This is a genomic window from Marinococcus tarijensis (assembly GCF_054971385.1).
The window spans coordinates 1-18817 of the sequence record NZ_JBQOJA010000018.1 but is presented as its reverse complement, the minus strand read 5'-3'; the positions used below and the strand labels follow the sequence as shown (position 1 = coordinate 18817).

General features: G+C 46.6%; 16 protein-coding genes and 7 tRNA genes. 20 read left to right on the top strand and 3 right to left on the bottom strand.

All coding sequences use genetic code 11. From position 1 onward, the window contains the following. Positions 1-24: 24 nt before the first annotated feature. Entirely contained in the window at positions 25-681 is a 657-nt protein-coding gene (locus ACTTK7_RS11070; RefSeq protein ID WP_462868175.1) for a GntR family transcriptional regulator, read from the bottom strand. Between the two features lie 70 nt (positions 682-751). Then, positions 752-2143 carry an MFS transporter gene (locus ACTTK7_RS11065; protein ID WP_462868174.1) on the bottom strand — a complete coding sequence of 464 codons (1392 nt, stop codon included), beginning with the start codon at positions 2141-2143 and terminating at the stop codon, positions 752-754. 321 nt (positions 2144-2464) lie between these two features. Here ACTTK7_RS11065 and ACTTK7_RS11060 point away from each other — a divergent pair, with 321 nt between their 5' ends. The 10 genes from ACTTK7_RS11060 to ACTTK7_RS11015 all read left to right on the top strand — a co-directional run bounded on the left by ACTTK7_RS11060 (position 2465) and on the right by ACTTK7_RS11015 (position 6934). Then, complete coding sequence (locus ACTTK7_RS11060; RefSeq protein ID WP_462868173.1) at positions 2465-3247, top strand: alpha/beta fold hydrolase; 783 nt, start codon at positions 2465-2467, stop codon at positions 3245-3247. Further along, on the top strand, positions 3240-4832 hold the full coding sequence (locus ACTTK7_RS11055) for a Mur ligase family protein (RefSeq protein ID WP_462868172.1): 1593 nt from the start codon (positions 3240-3242) through the stop codon (positions 4830-4832). Before ACTTK7_RS11060 ends, ACTTK7_RS11055 begins: the two co-directional genes overlap by 8 nt. Positions 4833-4853: 21 nt before the next feature. Next, positions 4854-6065: a D-alanine--D-alanine ligase family protein gene (locus tag ACTTK7_RS11050; protein WP_462868171.1), complete on the top strand. Its 1212-nt coding sequence runs from the start codon at positions 4854-4856 to the stop codon at positions 6063-6065. 163 nt (positions 6066-6228) lie between these two features. Next, a tRNA-Glu gene (locus tag ACTTK7_RS11045) sits at positions 6229-6303 on the top strand. A gap of 47 nt (positions 6304-6350) precedes the next feature. After that, positions 6351-6426 (top strand) — tRNA-Thr (locus ACTTK7_RS11040). Between the two features lie 5 nt (positions 6427-6431). Further along, positions 6432-6516 (top strand) — tRNA-Tyr (locus ACTTK7_RS11035). Positions 6517-6523: 7 nt separating this feature from the next. Beyond that, positions 6524-6599 (top strand) — tRNA-Lys (locus ACTTK7_RS11030). A gap of 24 nt (positions 6600-6623) precedes the next feature. Next, positions 6624-6698, top strand: a tRNA-Gly gene (locus ACTTK7_RS11025). 61 nt (positions 6699-6759) lie between these two features. Further along, positions 6760-6833, top strand: a tRNA-Gly gene (locus ACTTK7_RS11020). 25 nt (positions 6834-6858) lie between these two features. Beyond that, positions 6859-6934: transfer RNA gene (locus ACTTK7_RS11015), tRNA-Ala, on the top strand. Between the two features lie 129 nt (positions 6935-7063). Here the strand turns inward: ACTTK7_RS11015 and ACTTK7_RS11010 are convergent. After that, positions 7064-7270 carry an aspartyl-phosphate phosphatase Spo0E family protein gene (locus ACTTK7_RS11010; RefSeq protein ID WP_462868217.1) on the bottom strand — a complete coding sequence of 69 codons (207 nt, stop codon included), beginning with the start codon at positions 7268-7270 and terminating at the stop codon, positions 7064-7066. Between the two features lie 250 nt (positions 7271-7520). Between ACTTK7_RS11010 and sigW the strand changes: the two genes are divergently transcribed. The 10 genes from sigW (at position 7521) to ACTTK7_RS10960 (ending at position 18652) form a co-directional block, all read left to right on the top strand. Next, positions 7521-8087: an RNA polymerase sigma factor SigW gene (gene sigW / locus ACTTK7_RS11005; RefSeq protein ID WP_462868170.1), complete on the top strand. Its 567-nt coding sequence runs from the start codon at positions 7521-7523 to the stop codon at positions 8085-8087. A gap of 16 nt (positions 8088-8103) precedes the next feature. After that, positions 8104-8742 carry an anti-sigma factor gene (locus tag ACTTK7_RS11000; RefSeq protein ID WP_462868169.1) on the top strand — a complete coding sequence of 213 codons (639 nt, stop codon included), beginning with the start codon at positions 8104-8106 and terminating at the stop codon, positions 8740-8742. Between the two features lie 185 nt (positions 8743-8927). After that, positions 8928-9746 (top strand): diadenylate cyclase CdaA, encoded by an 819-nt coding sequence (gene cdaA, locus ACTTK7_RS10995; RefSeq protein WP_022794289.1) that lies wholly within the window; start codon positions 8928-8930, stop codon positions 9744-9746. Beyond that, positions 9739-11292, top strand: coding sequence for a CdaR family protein (locus tag ACTTK7_RS10990; RefSeq protein ID WP_462868168.1), 1554 nt, complete (start codon positions 9739-9741; stop codon positions 11290-11292). Before cdaA ends, ACTTK7_RS10990 begins: the two co-directional genes overlap by 8 nt. Before the next feature lie 43 nt (positions 11293-11335). After that, positions 11336-12682 carry a phosphoglucosamine mutase gene (gene glmM / locus ACTTK7_RS10985; protein WP_462868167.1) on the top strand — a complete coding sequence of 449 codons (1347 nt, stop codon included), beginning with the start codon at positions 11336-11338 and terminating at the stop codon, positions 12680-12682. A gap of 542 nt (positions 12683-13224) precedes the next feature. Further along, positions 13225-15027, top strand: a complete 1803-nt coding sequence (glmS, locus tag ACTTK7_RS10980) for a glutamine--fructose-6-phosphate transaminase (isomerizing) (RefSeq protein ID WP_462868166.1) — start codon at positions 13225-13227, stop codon at positions 15025-15027. 276 nt (positions 15028-15303) lie between these two features. Beyond that, complete coding sequence (locus ACTTK7_RS10975) at positions 15304-16059, top strand: hypothetical protein (protein WP_462868165.1); 756 nt, start codon at positions 15304-15306, stop codon at positions 16057-16059. Between the two features lie 78 nt (positions 16060-16137). After that, on the top strand, positions 16138-17091 hold the full coding sequence (locus tag ACTTK7_RS10970) for a calcium/sodium antiporter (protein WP_462868164.1): 954 nt from the start codon (positions 16138-16140) through the stop codon (positions 17089-17091). A gap of 144 nt (positions 17092-17235) precedes the next feature. Continuing rightward, a complete protein-coding gene (locus ACTTK7_RS10965) occupies positions 17236-18105 on the top strand; it encodes an SDR family oxidoreductase (RefSeq protein WP_462868163.1) in 870 nt (289 codons plus the stop codon). 19 nt (positions 18106-18124) lie between these two features. After that, positions 18125-18652, top strand: coding sequence for a D-lyxose/D-mannose family sugar isomerase (locus ACTTK7_RS10960; RefSeq protein ID WP_462868162.1), 528 nt, complete (start codon positions 18125-18127; stop codon positions 18650-18652). Positions 18653-18817: the final 165 nt, after the last annotated feature.

Genomic DNA, 18817 nt, shown 5'->3' with positions numbered 1-18817 from the left:
GGCAAAACCCTTTTCGTCGGGACTCTAGAAAGAAGAAATATGGAATTCAAGCGTTTCTTTCGTAGAAGCAAGGCTTCTACGGATATGGGCACGCATGTAATGCTCGGCTGCCGGGCCGTCTTTTTGTTCGATAGCAGCCAGGATTTTTTCATGTTCAGATACTGGAGTGTCGATTGTATAATCAGGATGCCGGTAGCCGCTGAGCCGTCGGTATCTTTCAAGGCGGCTGTTCAGCTGGTTTAAAAACTGGACCGCCGTAGGCGAAGCGTGTTCATATAATAAATGATGGAAGCGGCTGCCATACGTAATGGAAGTGAATCGTTCATCTGCTTCAGCCATATGCAGAAGCGCTTCTTTCATAGCTGCTACAGCCTCAGAGGATGCCCTCATGGCAGCTTCTTTAGCCACAAGTCCTTCGAGCGCTTCCCGGACGGCAAAAATATCGACGGCTTCTTCAATGCTGAGCGCCTGGACTTCCATACGCCCATTCGCTTTTTTTACAATTAATCCTTCGAGCTCTAGACGGTAGAGCGCCTGACGGAGCGGCGTACGGCTTACTGCGATTTCTTCAGTTAACTGTTCCTCGCGAAGCGCCTGCCCCGGGGAATAATGAAATTCAATAATGTTTTGCTTTAAAGCTTCATAGGCTAAATCGCTTACGGATACACGGCGTCTCTGCACAGGCAGTCGCTCCTTTCAGTTTGATTTTATCTATTATAGCAAAAAAGAGACCGGCACCGGGCCGGACTCTTTATTCGGGGTTCTTCTCCGACCGGGGTTCGACCCGGAAGGCGCGGAAGGTGTACGTAAACATGGCAAGGGCGAACAGGGAAATCAGGGTCAGGGCCAGATAAACGTTGGAATAAATGGCGCTGCTGCCTCCGGAAGCAAACGGGTTCAACGAAGTGGTCACGCCCTGAATTCCGAGCACAGCTCCAAAGATGGCACTGCTGAAAGCTCCGGCCATGAAGTTCATCAGGTTGAACATACCGATGCCAACCCCTGTTTCATTGTCTTCAAGAACAGAAGACACAATGTTGGCGGTCGAGCTCTGAATGAGTGGGAATCCTATATAAGCAATAATCAGGACAACAGAAACAGCGACTGCAGAAACGCCGGCAAATCCGGAAAGCAGCATTGTTCCAAAAGCAATAAAAACCAGGGCGGCGATAACGACTACCTTTGGGCCGTGGCGGTCCGCAAGGTCGCCCCCGGTGCGTCCGAGAAAGCCGGCAAGGATTGCTCCCGGAAAGATAACAAGGCCGATCTGCGTAGTGGAAAGTTCATACAGCTCTCTGGTCATCAGCGGAATGATAAACAAAAGGCCGAACATGCTGCAGACGCCGAGAAAGCTCGTCAAAATAGTAACCGTGTAGTATTTGTTTCTCAAAAGGGATGGACGGATAAATGGATCGTCTGCTTTTGCCGTCCGGACAGCGAAAACAGCCATAAAAACGATAAACAGAAGAAGAAAGATCCATTGAAGAGTAGTAACAAACAGTAAAATTCCGGCTATTGCCACCCCGAAAAGAGCGGCGCCTAAATAATCAATAAACCCGGAACGTTTTTCTTCATCCGGCAGCCATTTTCTAAGAAAGGGCAGTGCTAAAAGCGATAGTATAGAAAATAAAAACAGATAACGCCAGCTGAGCCATCCTCCGAGAAGTCCGCCAACAATGGGCCCGACGCCGGAAGCAAAGGCTACTGTGGAAGAAATCAGGCCAAAGACGCGGCCTTTATCCTCCGGGAAAAAGCGGGCTGGTATCACAAACCCGAGTGCGGGAATGGTTGCTCCGCCTGCCGCCTGAAGCACCCGGGCGACGAGAAGCATGGCAAAGCTCTGAGAAAAAAGGCCGAGCGTTGCACCAGCAGCAAAAAGGATAATGCCAAAGGTAAGCAGAGCTTTAATGGAATAAAAGTCTGCCAATTTTCCATACATCAGGGCTCCGATAGCGTAGACCATAATGTACGAGGTAAGTACCCAGCTGACCTGGGAGGAAGAGATGCCGAAGTACGACTGGATATCCGGGATGGCCACGTTAAACATAGTGCCGTTCATAACCGCAATGGTTAAAATCAGAGCCACCAGAAAAATAAGCTTCTTTTTCTGAGCTGGGCCGACGTGTAAAGACTCATTCGTCATAAAATTTCACGCTTTCTATTGTTAGTTTCAGGGAATTTGGTTTTGTGCGGAACTATCATATACTAACTGAAACAAAACCTGGAAACAAATATAATGAATGAGGGTGTCCATACGCTTCGAGGAATCATAAAGTCGTCATTCTCGTCTTTAAGATTATGTGATAATATAAAGTGGTGGATTTGTGTATACGAAAAATTACTGGGAAGTGCATCTCAGCTGACTTTTTACTGTATTATAAAGACTTATTACATAGAGTACGGCTATAAATGGCAGGTCTGCCTCATGCAGACTATAGAAAAATTAGAATAGGAGAGTCTCACTGTGTATATAGATATAGATGGGGTTAACGTGAACTACCATGTGTCCGGCGAAGGGGAGGATGTCGTCTTATTACATGGATGGGGCGCAAACATTCAGGCATTTGCCCCTGTGCATCAATCGCTGGAAAAAAACTTCCGGGTCTGGTCGATTGATTTTCCGGGTTTTGGTCAGAGCGGGGAGCCGCCTGAAGCCTGGACGGTCGGCGATTACACCGAAATGCTGAAAAAATGGCTGCAGAAAACCGGTATAGACAACCCGATTCTTATCGGCCACTCCTTTGGGGGCCGGGTTTCGATCAAGTACGCAGCAGACAACCCGGTGAAAAAAATTATTCTTGTGGACAGCGCGGGCGTAAAGCCAAAACGAAAGCTGAAATATTACGTGAAGGTATATACGTACAAAACCTTTAAAAAGCTGCTGAAGCTGCCTGGATTAAAAAGCCGGGAGCAGGAAATTCTTGATAAAGTTAAAGGCCGGGTGGGATCGGCGGATTATCAAAATGTTTCCGGGGTGATGCAGCAGACGATGGTGAAGGTAGTCAATGAAGACCTGCAGCACCATTTTGAGCATGTTACGCCTCCGGTGCTGCTCGTATGGGGAGAAAATGACGAGGCCACTCCTGTATCGGATGCCCGGATTATGGAAGAGAAGATGCCAAATGCGGGCCTCGTCGTACTGCGCGGGGCCGGCCATTATTCGTACATTGACAATTTAAATGAGTTTTTAATTATTATCGATCACTTTTTAAGAAACGAAGATCAGGAGGCCGCACAGCATGATTAACACTATATTAGCGATTTTATACATGGCGGCTTGGGCATTTTACACTGTGCGCTTTACGAAACGAAGCACCCATATGCTCCAGCAGAATTCTTACAAGAATGAGCGCTTCTGGGGATGGATTAAAGGTCATGCTTCGAGGGCATTCCCGGTCCGTAATACGATCGGCCTTGCAGCTGTTGTGCCGTTTCTTTTCGGGGCAGAAGCACTAGGTTTGATTATTGGTTTTCTTTACTTTTTGTTTATGGCCCTGACTATGCCGCAGCTGAAGGAGAAGAAGGCGCTGGTAGTCACGGCGCGGGTGAAGCGGTTGTTTATCACGATCGGTGTTCTCTTCGCACTGTTTACTGCAGCAGGGCTTCTGCTCGGTAACACGGCTTTATTTTATACGTATGGATGGCTCGTATTTTTAACAGTCATTGCGACGATTCTTACGTATTTTATTACAATGGGTGCGAACTATATTAACTATCCAATGGAACGAAAAATCAGCCAGCATTACGTCAATGATGCAGAGCGAATTATCAAATCGATGCCGGATCTTGAAGTTATAGGCATCACGGGCAGTTACGGAAAGACAAGCACAAAGCATATGCTTGAAACCGTCCTTTCCTCTGAATTTAATACGCTTATGACACCGGAAAGCTACAATACGCCGATGGGTGTGACGAAAACGATTCGTACAATGCTCAAGCCCTACCATGAAATCTTTATTGCTGAGATGGGCGCGAAAAGGCCGGGAGACATTGAAGAAATCTGTGACATTGTGCACCAGCGGTACGGTGTTTTAACTGCGGTAGGCGAACAGCACCTCGAAACATTTAAAACACTCGATAATATTAAAAAAACCAAATTTGAAATTGTCGAAACGCTGCCGCAGGAGGGTACTGCTTTTGTGAATAAAGACGATGAAAACATTATGAGCTACGAGCAGCAGAACCAGTGCCGGACGATTTACTACGGCATCGATGCCGAAGACCTGCACTACCGGGCTAAAAATATTGGATACTCTTCCAAAGGGACGTCATTTACCGTGGTGAAATATGACGGCACCACCGCAGAGATTCAGACCAAACTGCTCGGACGCCATAATATTTATAATATTTTAGCTGCCGTGGCTATCGGCTCTGAAAAGGGTATCTCGTTTGAAAAAATAGCGAGAGCACTGCGGAAAGCACAGCCGGTGGAGCACCGTCTGGAGCTGAAAAAAACGAACGGAAACATTACGATTGTTGATGACAGCTTTAATTCCAATCCGGTTGGCTCCAGGATGGCTATGGAAGTATTGAGTCATATGCCGGAATACAAAATTGCCATAACACCAGGTATGGTTGAGCTTGGGGAAAAAGAGTATGAATTAAATAAAGCGCTCGGTACTTACATGGCAGATGCGTGTGATTTCATTATTCTGGTCGGGAAGAAACAGACTGTGCCGCTTCAGGACGGATTAAAGGAAAAAAATTATCCGGAAGAGCAGCTGTACGTTGCCTCAGACCTTCAGGACGCTTTGGCAAAAATGAACGAAATTGCCACCCGGCCATCCGTGGTACTGCTTGAAAATGACCTTCCGGATTCATTCAACGAGTAAAGACATAGGGAGTGGAATAATATGAAAACTAGAATAGGAGTATTTTTCGGCGGCATTTCTGTCGAACACGAGGTTTCTGTCATTTCAGCTGTACAGGCTATGGAATCCATGGATGAAGACCGGTACGAAATTGTTCCGATTTATATCAGTAAAGAACGCAAATGGTATACCGGCGATATTTTAAGGGACATTGAAGCCTACAAAGACATGTCGAAATTATTGAACGAGGCTCAGCAGGTGCTGATTACGTACGGAGAAGAAGACAATGTTGTCCTTCAGAAAAAGCCCGCACCTAAATTTGGTAAAAAAGAAGTGGCAGCCATTGATGTTGCTTTCCCAATTGTTCACGGAACATTCGGAGAAGACGGAGCGCTTCAGGGTCTGTTTGAGCTTTACGGCCTGCCTTACGTCGGCTGCGACGTAGCTTCCTCGGCCGTAGGCATGGATAAAGTGATGATGAAACAGATTTTGAGAGACTCCCGTCTGCCGGTATTAAATGATGTCTGGTTCTACAGCAACCACTGGGCAGAGGATACCGAAAGTGTCATTGCCATGATTGAAGAAAGTGTTCCTTATCCGGTAATTGTAAAGCCGGCTAACCTTGGTTCAAGCGTCGGTATCGGCACAGCAAAAAACAGGGAAGAGCTGGAGCAGGCGGTGGAAGAAGCCACTGAATTCGCAGGGAAAATTCTCGTGGAAAAAATGCTTGAAGGTATGACAGAGGTGAACTGCTCTGTGGTTGGCGACTACGAAGACGTAGAGGCTTCGGTAATCGAAAAGGTGCTCAAAACAGATGAAATATTGAGCTATAAGGACAAATATCAGGGCGGCAAAAACGGTAGTTCTTCCAAGGGGATGGAAGCGACAGACCGGGAAATCCCGGCGCCCATCACAGAGGAAAAAGCAGGCGAAGTACGTGAGCTGGCCAAGGATACGTTCCAAATTCTCGGCTGCAGTGGTGTCTCCCGAATTGATTTCCTGATTGAGGACAGCACCGAAACAGTATTTGTGAATGAAATCAATACGATCCCGGGCTCGCTTTCCTTTTATCTATGGGATCCGGCTGGGAAAAGCTACAGCGAATTGATTCACCAGTTGATTCAACTGGCATTAAAGCGGAAACGCGAAAGAGAAAGACTGACGTTTTCGATTGACTCCAACCTGTTTTCTCTTCAAAGCGGCCAGGGAAGTAAAGGCGGCACAAAAACAGGCTCTGCATCCAATCGCCAATAATTGTTCAGCCGGCCTGGTAACACAGGTCGGCTTTTTATATGCTGACAAAACAAAATAGAAAAATATCAAACTTTTTTGAATATAGTAATTCGGTTGCAAGAGAGAAAAAAATGCTTTAGAATACTTTATTGTAGCAATGAAAGAAAACTTTAATTCAGCTTACGGCCCGTTGGTCAAGTGGTTAAGACACCGCCCTTTCACGGCGGTAACACGGGTTCGAATCCCGTACGGGTCACCATACATAAAGCTGTTTTTGCCGAAAGGTATGCAGGGAGTTTTCCACACGCCGGTCTAGCTCAATTGGTAGAGCAACTGACTTGTAATCAGTAGGTTGGGGGTTCAAGTCCTCTGGCCGGCACCATATGTGGAGGGGTAGCGAAGTTGGCCAAACGCGGCGGACTGTAAATCCGCTCCTTCGGGTTCGGCGGTTCGAATCCGTCCCCCTCCACCATTAATACGAGCCATTAGCTCAGTTGGTAGAGCATCTGACTTTTAATCAGAGGGTCGGAGGTTCGAATCCTCCATGGCTCACCATTGTAATTATCCATGCTTTGAACTGCGGAAGTAGTTCAGTGGTAGAACACCACCTTGCCAAGGTGGGGGTCGCGGGTTCGAATCCCGTCTTCCGCTCCATTATTTGACGGGCAGGATAAGCAGTGATAGTATGAACAGTATTCATTTGTATATAGATTGTGCGGGTGTAGTTTAGTGGTAAAACCTCAGCCTTCCAAGCTGATGTCGTGGGTTCGATTCCCATCACCCGCTCCATTTTTGTTAAATCAAATATGCTCAGGGGGCCTTAGCTCAGCTGGGAGAGCGCCTGCCTTGCACGCAGGAGGTCAGCGGTTCGATCCCGCTAGGCTCCACCAAACAACATGAACGCATTCAGCCTGAAGGGCTGATTTTTTTATGTCAATTTTAAGGCTTTTAACCCTCCGGGGATGAATGTCTGAAAGAATCATGGTAGAATACGCGGGCATAGAAAAACTCTTATGCATCTACGAAGAGTGCATAAGAGTTTTACGGGACATAAGCTCATATTTATTTAAAAGAACATCGAGTTCCTTACTTAAAGCCAGGACATCATCCGAAATCAGAGAAGCCGTATGAGTGGAAGTCAGTTGATGGAGTCTGTCTCTTGTTTGTTCTATTTCCTGCCGTAAATATTGTTGAGACAAACGTTCTTCACCTCCTATTTGGTTCATGTTTACATTATTACCCATTTTAACTCATTTTCAAAGGTATTTATGCCATATTTTCCAAAATGTGACTATGGTTCTAGAGGGTGCATAAATAGTAATATGGATAAGGATAGGGGATGAAAACCGTGTTACAATTGGATGAATTGAAAAAATTACCATAGTAAAGATGGGTAAGCAGCCGAAGGCTGTTGAATAAATGAAACGGATAGACTTATTGAACGTATGTATAGTCCCACGAGGTGGAGGTCGCCAAATGGATGCAACAGTGAAACGGCTAGTGAAAGAAGTGAAAAAAGACGGGGATCAGGACGCTTTCCGGGAATTGGTTGATTTGTACAAAGACAAGGTATATCAAATCGCCTACCGTATGGTGGGCAATGCCTATGAAGCTCAGGATATGGCCCAGGAAGCTTTTTTGAGAGCATATGCCAATATTGAGAGCTATGATGAAAAAAGAAAATTCTCCACCTGGCTTTTCCGTATTACGACAAACCTTTGCATCGATCGTCTCCGTAAGAAAAAGCCGGACTATTCCCTGGACGCAGAAATACCTGGGGCGGAAGGACTCGATGGATATTCGCAGCTTTCTTCGCCGGACAAGCTGCCGGATGAACAGGTCGTGACCATGGAAATGCAGGAGTGGGTGCAGGAAGGAATATTGAAGCTGCCGCCGAAATACCGGACAGCTATCGTCCTTCGCTACATTGAAGATCTTTCCATTCAGGAAATCAGTGACATACTGGATCTTCCCGAAAATACGGTGAAAACGCATGTGCACAGGGGGCGCGAAGCTTTAAGAAAACATTTGGGAAACACGTGAATGAGGGGGTGGGACCATGGCTTTAAACGAGCGGGAGGAAGAGTATATCCAGCGCTACATTGACGGCGATATGGATGAACGTGAAAAAGAAAAGTTCCATACGTACATCAAGGAAAATCCGGAGTGCGCGCAGCGTCTCCAGGAGTTGAAGCGGACAGTGACAATAGTGCAGGGAGCTTCGCACGTTTGGGCTCCGGAGACTTTTACTGACAGTATCATGAAAGAGCTGCCTAAGAAAAGAAAACGGACAGCCTGGAAATCATGGTCCAGGCAGCATCCTGTGCTGGTCGCAGTTTCCATGTTTATTGTGCTGATGGCTTCAAGTGTGCTGTTTGCCTGGAATGATCAGGCGGGAGCTGAAATGACGGTTACTGGCGACCGGGAGAACGTAAATATTGATTACGACAACAACGCAGTCATCATACCGGAGGATGAAACAGTGCAGGGGGATTTAACCGTTCGAAACGGGGAAGTTGATGTGCATGGAAATGTAAATGGGGATCTTACGGTGATCAACGGGGAACCTTACATGGCTTCGGCGGGCAGCGTTTCCGGCAATATTGAGGAAGTGGATCAGGTGCTTGAGTGGATCTGGTACCATACGAAGCGAATAAGTCAGGAAGCCTGGCATATGGATGATGAAGAAGCGGCATAATACAGGCATCTATAAACAGCAGCAGGCTTTCAGCAGAGCGTGCTGCTGTTTGCATATTATTCCGGTGCCAAACTGTATAATAAATTTGCCGAAAATCCGAATAAAGCACGCAGAGAATAGAAGTGATTGTGATATAATATAACCGTTACTTTGCTTACGCGATAGAATCAATTGGAGGAAGTGCCATGTTTGCTGGACAAGATTTCGATTTACTTAACATCATACGAATTGTCGTAGACATATCGCTGGTGGCGTATGTCATTTACAAAGCGATCACGATTATCCGGGGCACTCGGGCCGTCCAGCTGGTAAAAGGCATTGCTGTTATTTTAGCTGTTTGGTTTATAAGCAGTTTTTTTGGTCTGCGGACGCTTCAATGGATTATGGGGAACTCGGTTACATACGGACTGCTTGCAATTATTATCATATTTCAGCCGGAACTCCGGCGTGCCCTTGAACAGCTCGGCAGAGGAAGGCTCTTTGGAAGAGCTTCTTATGTAGAAGAAGACGAAACGTTAAAAACGATTGATGCCATTATGAAATCAACAAAGTATATGGCGAAAAGGCGCATCGGGGCACTGATTTCCATCGAACGTGAAACAGGAATGAATGATTATATTGAAACCGGCATTTCCATGGATGCAAACATTACATCAGAACTGCTGATTAATACTTTTATCCCGAATACTCCGCTTCATGACGGGGCGGTAGTGATGAGAGAAAATAAAATAGCTGCCGCTGCCTGCTATCTTCCCCTATCAGAAAATCCTTTTATTTCAAAGGAGCTGGGCACAAGGCACCGCGCCGCTCTCGGAGTGAGTGAAGTAACGGACGCGCTCACCCTGGCTGTGTCAGAGGAAACCGGCAGCATTTCGATTACCAAAAACGGGGATCTTCACCGTGATGTTGATGAGGAAACCCTCCGTAAAATGCTTGAAAAGGATTTGATGGCAGAAAACAATTCATCCAGTATCTGGCAGTGGGGAGGGAAAAAGGATGGATAAGCTTTTTGCAAACAAGTGGTTTGTCCGCTTTATCTCTCTTGCTTTTGCTGTGATGCTTTACTTAATTGTGAATATGGATCCTACGGTAAATAATGCCGGGGTCGTGCCGGACGGAGAAGATCAAACATATACAATCGAAGATGTGAACATTACCCCGGAATACAATGAAGAAGAATATGCTGTTACAAATATGACTGAGAACGCAGATGTTACGCTCGCCGGTTCACAGACGGCTATTATGCTGTTTCGTCTGTCCCGGTCGGACAGCTATGAATTATATTTAGATATGCAGAATCTGGGCGCCGGAACACATAACGTTCAGGTAAGCCACCGTGATTTTCCGACAGACCTGGAAGTGACTCCGTCACCGGAGTACGCGACGGTGACGCTTGAGGAAAAGCAGGAAACGACCTTTCCGCTTGAAACACAAATTTTGAATGAAGAGCAGAATCAAGAGTTTTCTTTTGGAAACCCGACCGTCAGCCCCGAGGAAGTGACGGTGAGCGGGTCCGGCACTATTATCGAACAAATTGACCGGGTGGTTGCCCAGGTGGATGTATCTGAAGCAGATGGGGACATCAATGGAAACTTTCCGATAGTGGCGCTCGATACGGAAGGCAATGAACTGGACGTCAATATAGAACCGCAGGAAGCATCAGTGGAGTTGTCTGCTGATGCTCCTTCAAAAGAAGTGCCGGTAAATGTCGAACGAACGGGCAGTTTGAGTGCGGGTACAGCAATTAGTGAAGTCACGGTTTCCGATGAAGCAGTAACTATTTACGGCAGCGAGGAAGCAGTACAGAATACAGAAAGCATTAATGCGGCTCTCGACTTGAATGAAATCAGTGAAAGCGGCACGTATGAACTGGATGTGCAGCTTCCGGATGGCATCCAGCGGACAAATCCTGAAAATTTAAGTGCATCTGTGACGATAGAGGGGGAAGAACAGGCTACGCTTGAAGATGTGCCTATTTCTATTGTGAATTTGCCTTCAGGGGCGTCAACGAGCTGGGTGAACCCTTCGTCAGGCCAAATGGATGTACAAATATATGGAGACGCTGGGGCACTTGAAGGCGTAAGCGCCGAAGATATTACGCTGGAGGCACTTTGGAGCGGCAGCGGCTCCTCCAGTGAAGAATCCTATGTTCTTCCTGTGGAAGCGGGCGGACCGCAAGGGGTGCAGATTTCTCCAGCAAGGGAGAATGTGGAAGTAACCCTTCAGCAGGAAGAAAATGGAGAAGAAACGGAAGAAGAAACAGAGCCGGAAAATGAGACGCCGGAAGAGCAGCAAAATGAAAATACAGATGAGCCTGAAGAGTCCGGTCAAAATAACGGGGAGGGCGATTCCTCCGGCGAGGATGGCTCGACAGAGGATGCAGAAAACGGCAGCGGGTCAAACGAACAGGATACAGAAACAGAAGATCCGCAAACAGACACTGGGGACACAGAAGAAGACGGAGCCGGAGATACAGAAGAACCTCCTGCAGAAAATGAAGAGGAGGTTCCTGCGGAAGAAAATAATGAGACAGACGCAGAACAGCAGTAAACACCAGCAGGGAATTGTGTAAGAATAAAGGAGAGATTTAACCATGGGGAAATATTTTGGTACAGATGGAGTCAGGGGTGTTGCCAATACAGAGCTTACACCGGAGTTTGCTTTCCGACTTGGACGTGCGGGCGGCTATTTGTTAACGAAAGATCATGAACATCCAAAAGTATTAATAGGCAAGGATACACGGATCAGCGGGGAAATGCTTGAAGGAGCAATGGTTGCCGGGCTTCTTTCCATAGGAGTGGAAGTGATGCGCCTTGGAACCATCACCACTCCCGGAGTAGCTTATTTAACCAAGGCAGTCAGTGCTCAGGCGGGGATTATGATTTCCGCTTCGCATAACCCGGTGGCAGATAACGGCATCAAGTTTTTCGGAGCAGACGGGTTCAAGCTTAACGACGACCAGGAAGCGGAAATCGAGCGCCATCTTGAAGGGGAGGACCAGATGCCACGCCCGGTAGGGGGGCAGCTTGGAAGCGTTAATGATTATTTTGAAGGCCGTCAGAAGTATCTCCAGTTTTTGAAAAATACAGTCAGTGAGGATTTCTCGAGTCTGCATATTGCTCTCGACTGTGCAAACGGGGCAGCCTCTTCTTTAGCCCCGCATTTAATGGCAGACCTTGAGGCTGATATTTCTACCATTGGGAACAATCCGAACGGAATCAATATTAACGAGGGTGTCGGCTCCACGCATCCGGAAGCTCTGGCTGCTTTTGTCGTTGAAAAAGGGGCGGACCTCGGTCTTGCCTTTGACGGCGACGCGGACCGGCTGATTGCTGTAGATGAGACCGGCAATATTGTTGATGGGGATCAGATTATGTATATCTGCGGCAAGCACCTGAAGCAGGAGCTGATGCTGAATAAAAACACGGTAGTAACGACGATTATGAGCAATATTGGCCTTCATAAAGCCCTGCAGGAGATTGACGTTGAAACGGTGCAGACAAAAGTGGGCGACCGTCATGTCATGGAAGAAATGCGGGCAAACGGATACAGCCTGGGCGGAGAACAATCCGGGCACCTGATTTTCCTTGATTTAACCACCACAGGAGATGGAATGCTGAGCGCGCTGCAGCTCGTGGATATGGTAAAGAAATCAGGCAAAAAATTATCGGAGCTTGCCGCTGAAATGCCGAGATTTCCACAAAAGCTGGTTAATGTCCGCGTAACGGATAAATACGAGGTGGAAAATAATCCAAGGGTTAAAGAAGTGATAGACCGGATTGAAGCGGAAACAGGGGATAAAGGAAGAATTCTAGTGCGTCCTTCCGGCACCGAGTCGCTCGTTCGGGTGATGGCGGAGGCTGAAACAGAAGAGCTGTGCAACAATTACGTAAAAGAAATTGCTGACGTAGTTCAGACAGAAATGGGCCTGGATAAATAATTATAATGCGCCGGGGGCGAGCCCCCGGTGTTTTTTACGTTTAAAGTAAATTAATTCCGGCAACCCAAATACGGGGGCGTAACTTTTTTATGCAGATTGCGACTAATATTAAGTGTTTCTTAAAAATAGGAAATATACATATTTGCATGAAAAAATTTCACAATTTCACAATTGATTACAGCAAGCAGTTAGCGTATTATTATGTATAAATCTAGTGAAGAAAGGAGCAGGATGAAAGTTTCATTATCGAAAGCGCTTGGACTGTTTTGGATCGAATAACAAAACAGTTGACGAGGTGGAGGTTAATCGAGTAATCGGCGGATGCCTCCCGGCTGCATGTCTCAGCTGAAAGTGCTGGCTTAAATCATGAAGGCGACTTCGTGGCTAAAGGCCAGGACATAGGCATAAAACTGGTAAATAGAATTGTGAATGAGCACCCGTGAAGGTCACATCAATAAAAAATTAAACGAGACGAGTGGGGCATCAGTAAATGTCCCGCGACATATGCTTATGCCCCGCCGATTATAGGAGGGTATCCACGTATGTGTGGAATTGTAGGATATATTGGAAACGAGCAGGCGTCGGACATTTTGTTAAAGGGACTTCATAAGCTCGAATACCGGGGATATGATTCTGCTGGTATAGCGGTAGTGGACAACGACGGAGTTAGTGTATACAAGGAAAAAGGACGTATTGCCGCTCTTGAAGAAACAGTAAACGGCCAGGCTTCCGGAACGATAGGCATCGGCCACACGCGCTGGGCGACACATGGAGCACCTAGCCGGGACAATGCGCACCCGCATCAAAGCATCAGCGGCCGCTTTACGCTAGTACACAACGGTGTCATTGAGAACTATCAGCAGCTTCAGCAGCATTACCTTGACAGAGTGTCTCTTCGCAGCCAGACTGATACGGAAATTATCGTTCAGCTTGTAGAGAAGTTCAGCCAGGAAGGGCTAAAAACAGAAGCTGCCTTCCGGCGTACTCTGGCTCTTCTAAAAGGATCCTACGCTTTGGCATTAATCGACAACGATGATGAAGAAACTATCTATGTCGGAAAAAATAAGAGCCCACTCCTCGTTGGTTTGGGAGAAGGAAAAAACGTTATTGCTTCGGATGCGATGGCAATGCTTCACACGACGAAGCAGTTTATTGAAATTATGGATGAAGAAGTCGTTATTGTGACACGTGACTCTGTACAGGTAAAAGACCTGGAAGGGACCGTTCAGACCCGCGAGCCTTTTGTGACAGACATTGATGAGTCTGATACAGAAAAGGGCACTTATGAGCACTTTATGCTTAAGGAGATCGATGAACAGCCATTTGTTATTCGCAACATCATCCAGAAATACCAGGATGAAGATGGAGACATTAAGCTTGAAGAAGATATTCGTGCGGCGATCAATCAGTCCGACCGTATTTATATTCTGGCAGCTGGTACAAGCTATCACGCTGGGCTTGTAGGTAAGGAAATGATCGAGAAAATTGGGCAGAAGCCGGTGGAAGTACACATTGCGAGCGAGTTTTTGTATAATCAGCCGCTTCTTTCTGAAAAGCCGTTATTTATCTTTATTTCCCAGAGTGGAGAAACCGCGGACAGCCGCGGCGTGCTTGTCAATGTGAAAAAACAGGGGCACCCTTCGATCACGATTACGAACGTTCCTGGATCGACGCTCTCCCGGGAGGCAGATTTCACTCTGCATACGTACGCCGGGCCTGAAATTGCAGTTGCTTCGACGAAAGCATACACTGCACAGATGGCTGTAATGTCGATTCTTGCTATGGACATTGCCCGTGCCCGTGGCATCGAATCTGATTTTAACGCTATTCAACAGCTGGGGCTCGCGGCCAACGCCATGGAGACTCTTTGTGACCAAAAGGATGTTATGGAAGGCATTGCGAAGGAATATTTGAGTGAAACGCGCAACTGCTTCTTCATCGGCCGCGCGCTCGACTATCACGTTGTGCTTGAAGGTGCATTAAAACTGAAAGAAATTTCATATATTCAGGCTGAAGGCTTTGCCGGCGGCGAGCTGAAGCACGGCACCATTGCCTTGATTGAAGAAGGCACGCCGGTCATTGCCGTAACGACGCAGAACCACGTGAACCTAAATACGCGTGGCAACCTGCAGGAAGTGGTGGCACGTGGAGCCAATCCATGCGTGATCGCCTCCGAAACAAACCACCAGGAAGGCGATAACATCGTACTTCCGGATCTGCACGAAGTAATGACACCTATTGTTTCGGTCATTCCACTGCAGCTTATTTCTTACTATGCAGCTATGCACCGCGGCTGCGATGTAGACAAACCGCGCAACCTGGCAAAAAGCGTAACTGTGGAATAGTTAAAAGTTTAGCAGGACTACAAATATACACTAAGAGCCCATTGGACGACATCCAATGGGTCTTTTTTTAAGGAAATGGTGAGTAAAACAGAAAAATAAATGGTAATGTGAGTCTGAATCAACTTAAGCTGAAATAACTATAATTTATAGGAAATTTTAACGGTATTAGGTATAATAAGAGAAAAGTAGCAGCCTTAACCGCTGTCATTGAAGTAATATGCAAAAATGGGAAAGCAATATACTGCTGTGAAAATATCATACTCAGGGGGAAAAGCCGTGGAACTGGCTTCGATACTGCCGATTGTGGGTGCCGCTGTCGGCTTTATATTCGTTGCATTTGGAATTATTTTACTGATCGCAGTAAAAAGAAAAATCGTCGGTGCTGTAATGGCAGCGGGTCTCCTGATAGGCGGACCCAGTATGTACTACTTAATTCAGCAGGACAGTAAGGCGCGTCCCGAAGAAGGCTCCTCCTCAGTCTCTGAGGAGGAAACGGCTGGTTCAGAAGCTGCAGATCTTCGTCAAAAAAGAAGTGAAAAAGAAAACGTTAAAACTGCTGCTGTAGAATCGGTGGCTTTGAATAAATCCGAGGTGAATGAAGCCTACGAACAGGAAATTTTAAAGGAAATGGAACAAATCAGCCTCCAGCTTTCTTCAACTATGGAAGCGCTGAGAGCGTTAAATCAAAATAAAAATTCAGATTATTGGCACCGGGTGAATGAGGAATTATTATCCCTCGACGAAGCTTTAAACAAAGCACAAGAGATCGTTTACGAGCCTCAGGGCTATGAAGCATTTCAGGCGGCCTATCAGTATACGTTGACAGAGCTGTTGGACTATTCGGATCAGCTGAGTTTTGCAGCTGAAGAGTATTATTACGACCAGGATGCAGATCTGCTTGAGTACTACATGTTAAACTGGGGGCTCCCCGGCAATGTGACAGAGGCCCTTGATATGATGGAGGATGAAGAAGAGGTTTTTCAGCATGAGAATTTGAATGAAGAAATAGACACTCTTTTTCCCGAAAGATAAAAGCGGCTGGTGAAGCTAAAAGTCTTTGCGGGCAATATAGTAAATTTTATCAAGTATATCGAGATGAGGGTGAAGCGGTTGTCGTATTTGTTTTTACTTATTGGTTTTGCGCTTTTGATTAAAGGAGCCGACTTTTTTGTAGACGGTGCCTCGAAGATTGCCGGTAATTTAAAGGTGTCCCCGCTTTTAATCGGGCTGACGATTGTTGCCTTTGGCACAAGCTCTCCGGAGGCGACGGTGAGTGTCCTGGCTGCTTTGGACGGTAATGCCGGTGTCGCCCTTGGTAACGTAATCGGAAGTAACATTTTCAACATTACGCTGGTGATTGGCGTTACTGCTTTAATTGCCCCGCTCGCTGTCGAAAACGAAACAGTGAGAAAAGAAATTCCTTTCACACTGCTTGCAGGGGTTGCGCTTCTTATTCTAATGAGTGACACTGTCCTTCAGGCGCTTAGTGAAAATGTCATTACACGCAGTGATGGCTTTGTCTTTCTGCTGTTTTTTACCGTGTTTTTATATTATATATTTGAAGTGGCCAGAAGAAACCGGGCTGCTCAGACAAATGACCAGAGTGCCCCGTCCGCTCCGTGGACAAAAAATATACTGCTGACAGTCGGCGGACTTGCAGCCATCATTTTTGGCGGGGATCTGGTGGTCGACAGCGCAACTGAAATTGCGCTTACGTTTGGTATGAGTGAAACATTGGTCGGTCTGACGATCGTTGCCATTGGGACTTCTTTGCCGGAGCTGATTACATCGATTACAGCGGCGATTAAAAAAGAAACAGATATAGCGATTGGCAATATTGTCGGAAGCAATATTTTTAACATTTTCTTTGTTCTCGGCGCTGCTTCCGTGATCTCCCCGCTCGCAGTAGAAAGCAAAATTTTTATGGATATTTCGCTCATGATCATTCTGACAGTGGTGCTGCTCGTTTTTTCGAGAACCAATTTCAGAATCGGCCGCCGGGAGGGCGCTGTTCTTGCGGCTGCGTATATTATTTACCTGATTTATATTATTCTCCGGAACTAAATATAATTGTTAAACTGCCTGGAAGTTCCGGGCAGTTTTTTGATGTTATTTTCAGGTGCATCTGGTTACATATGTTTACTATGCTCTGTTAGCAGGTAACTAAAAGATGTATTACCTTAATAATAAAAAGGAGCACTGATATAGATGGATATTAATAAACAGCAGCTGGGTGGGCAGCCGAAGCAGAGCCAGCCGGAGCAGCCGGGCATTGAATCAGAGATGAACCCATTGCCGATCCAGCCGCTCGATTACAAAGGAAGCGGAAAGCTTACAGACCGGGTAGCGTTGATTACCGGTGGTGACAGCGGTATCGGACGCGCAGTGGCGATTGCCTATGCAAAGGAAGGCGCCCATGTAGTCATTAATTATCTGGAGGAAGAGCAGAGTGACGCCGATGAAACGAAAAAACTGATTGAAAACGAAGGCGTGCAGGCTTTGCTTCTGCCCGGCGATGTTTCAGAGGAAGATACATGCAAATCTTTGATTGAAAAGACAGTGGACAAATTTGGTAAACTCGATATTCTTGTAAATAACTCTGCGATCCAATTTCCAACGAGCGACCTGCAGGATATTTCGTTGGAACAATGGGACAAAACGTTTAAAACGAATTTATATTCCGTCTTTCATATGACCAAATTTGCGATTCCGCATTTAAAAGAAGGAAGTTCCATTATAAATACTACCTCCATTAATCCGTACACTGGCAACCCGAACCTGATTGATTACACCTCCACCAAAGGAGCGATTAACGGATTTACCCGCAGTATGGCAGCCAACCTTGTCGGAAAAGGTATCCGGGTGAATATGGTAGCGCCGGGACCAATCTGGACGCCTCTGATCCCATCTACGTTCGACGAAGATTCAGTCGCGGAATTCGGAACCTCAGCTCCGATGGGACGTCCTGGACAGCCTTCGGAACTGATGGGTCCTTACGTACTGCTTGCGTCGGACGAAGGCTCCTATATGACCGGCCAGTGCATTCATGTGAACGGCGGAATGTACACATCATCTTAAAAGAACCTGGAGGAACTGTATGAAGCTGAATGATTTAACGGAAATCGAAGTGCAAAGAAAGGTAAATGAATACTTCCGGTTGGCAGATATTACATTGAAAGACGAAGAAATCCGGAAAATCCAGGTTAATGATTTTGGTCTTGGCCGTTTGGAGGAACTGGGGCTGCAGTTGTTTGTATATATTAATACGGACCGGTACTGTGCTAAGGAATGGGTGCTCTTTCCGCGCCAGACATGCCCCGAGCATCTCCATCCACCAGTGGAATCAGGAGACCCGGGAAAGCAGGAAACATTTCGCTGCAAATTTGGCACCGTTTATTTGTATGTAGAAGGAGAAGCGACTTCAAATCCAAAGGTGCATCCCCCGGAACAGGACAGGGAGCAGTTTACAGCGGCCCGCGAAGTTATATTAACGGCAGGGGATCAATACACGATCCCTCCGAATACAAAGCATTGGTTCCAGGCAGGAGAAGAAGGGGCCGTGACCGCGGAGTATTCTTCGACGAGCACTGATGACCATGATATTTTCACGCATAAAGATATTTAATCGAATTCCTCATTCTCCACCCTTTTCAGCCGTATTGGCTGGAGGGGGTTTTTATTATATCCATAAAAATCCATTTCTTCCTATAAACTGGCTCTTCACCAAAATATGGACTTGACGAGTTGTCGTCGATGGTTTCCGGTTTCCAGGCGAATCCGCAGGCTGAGA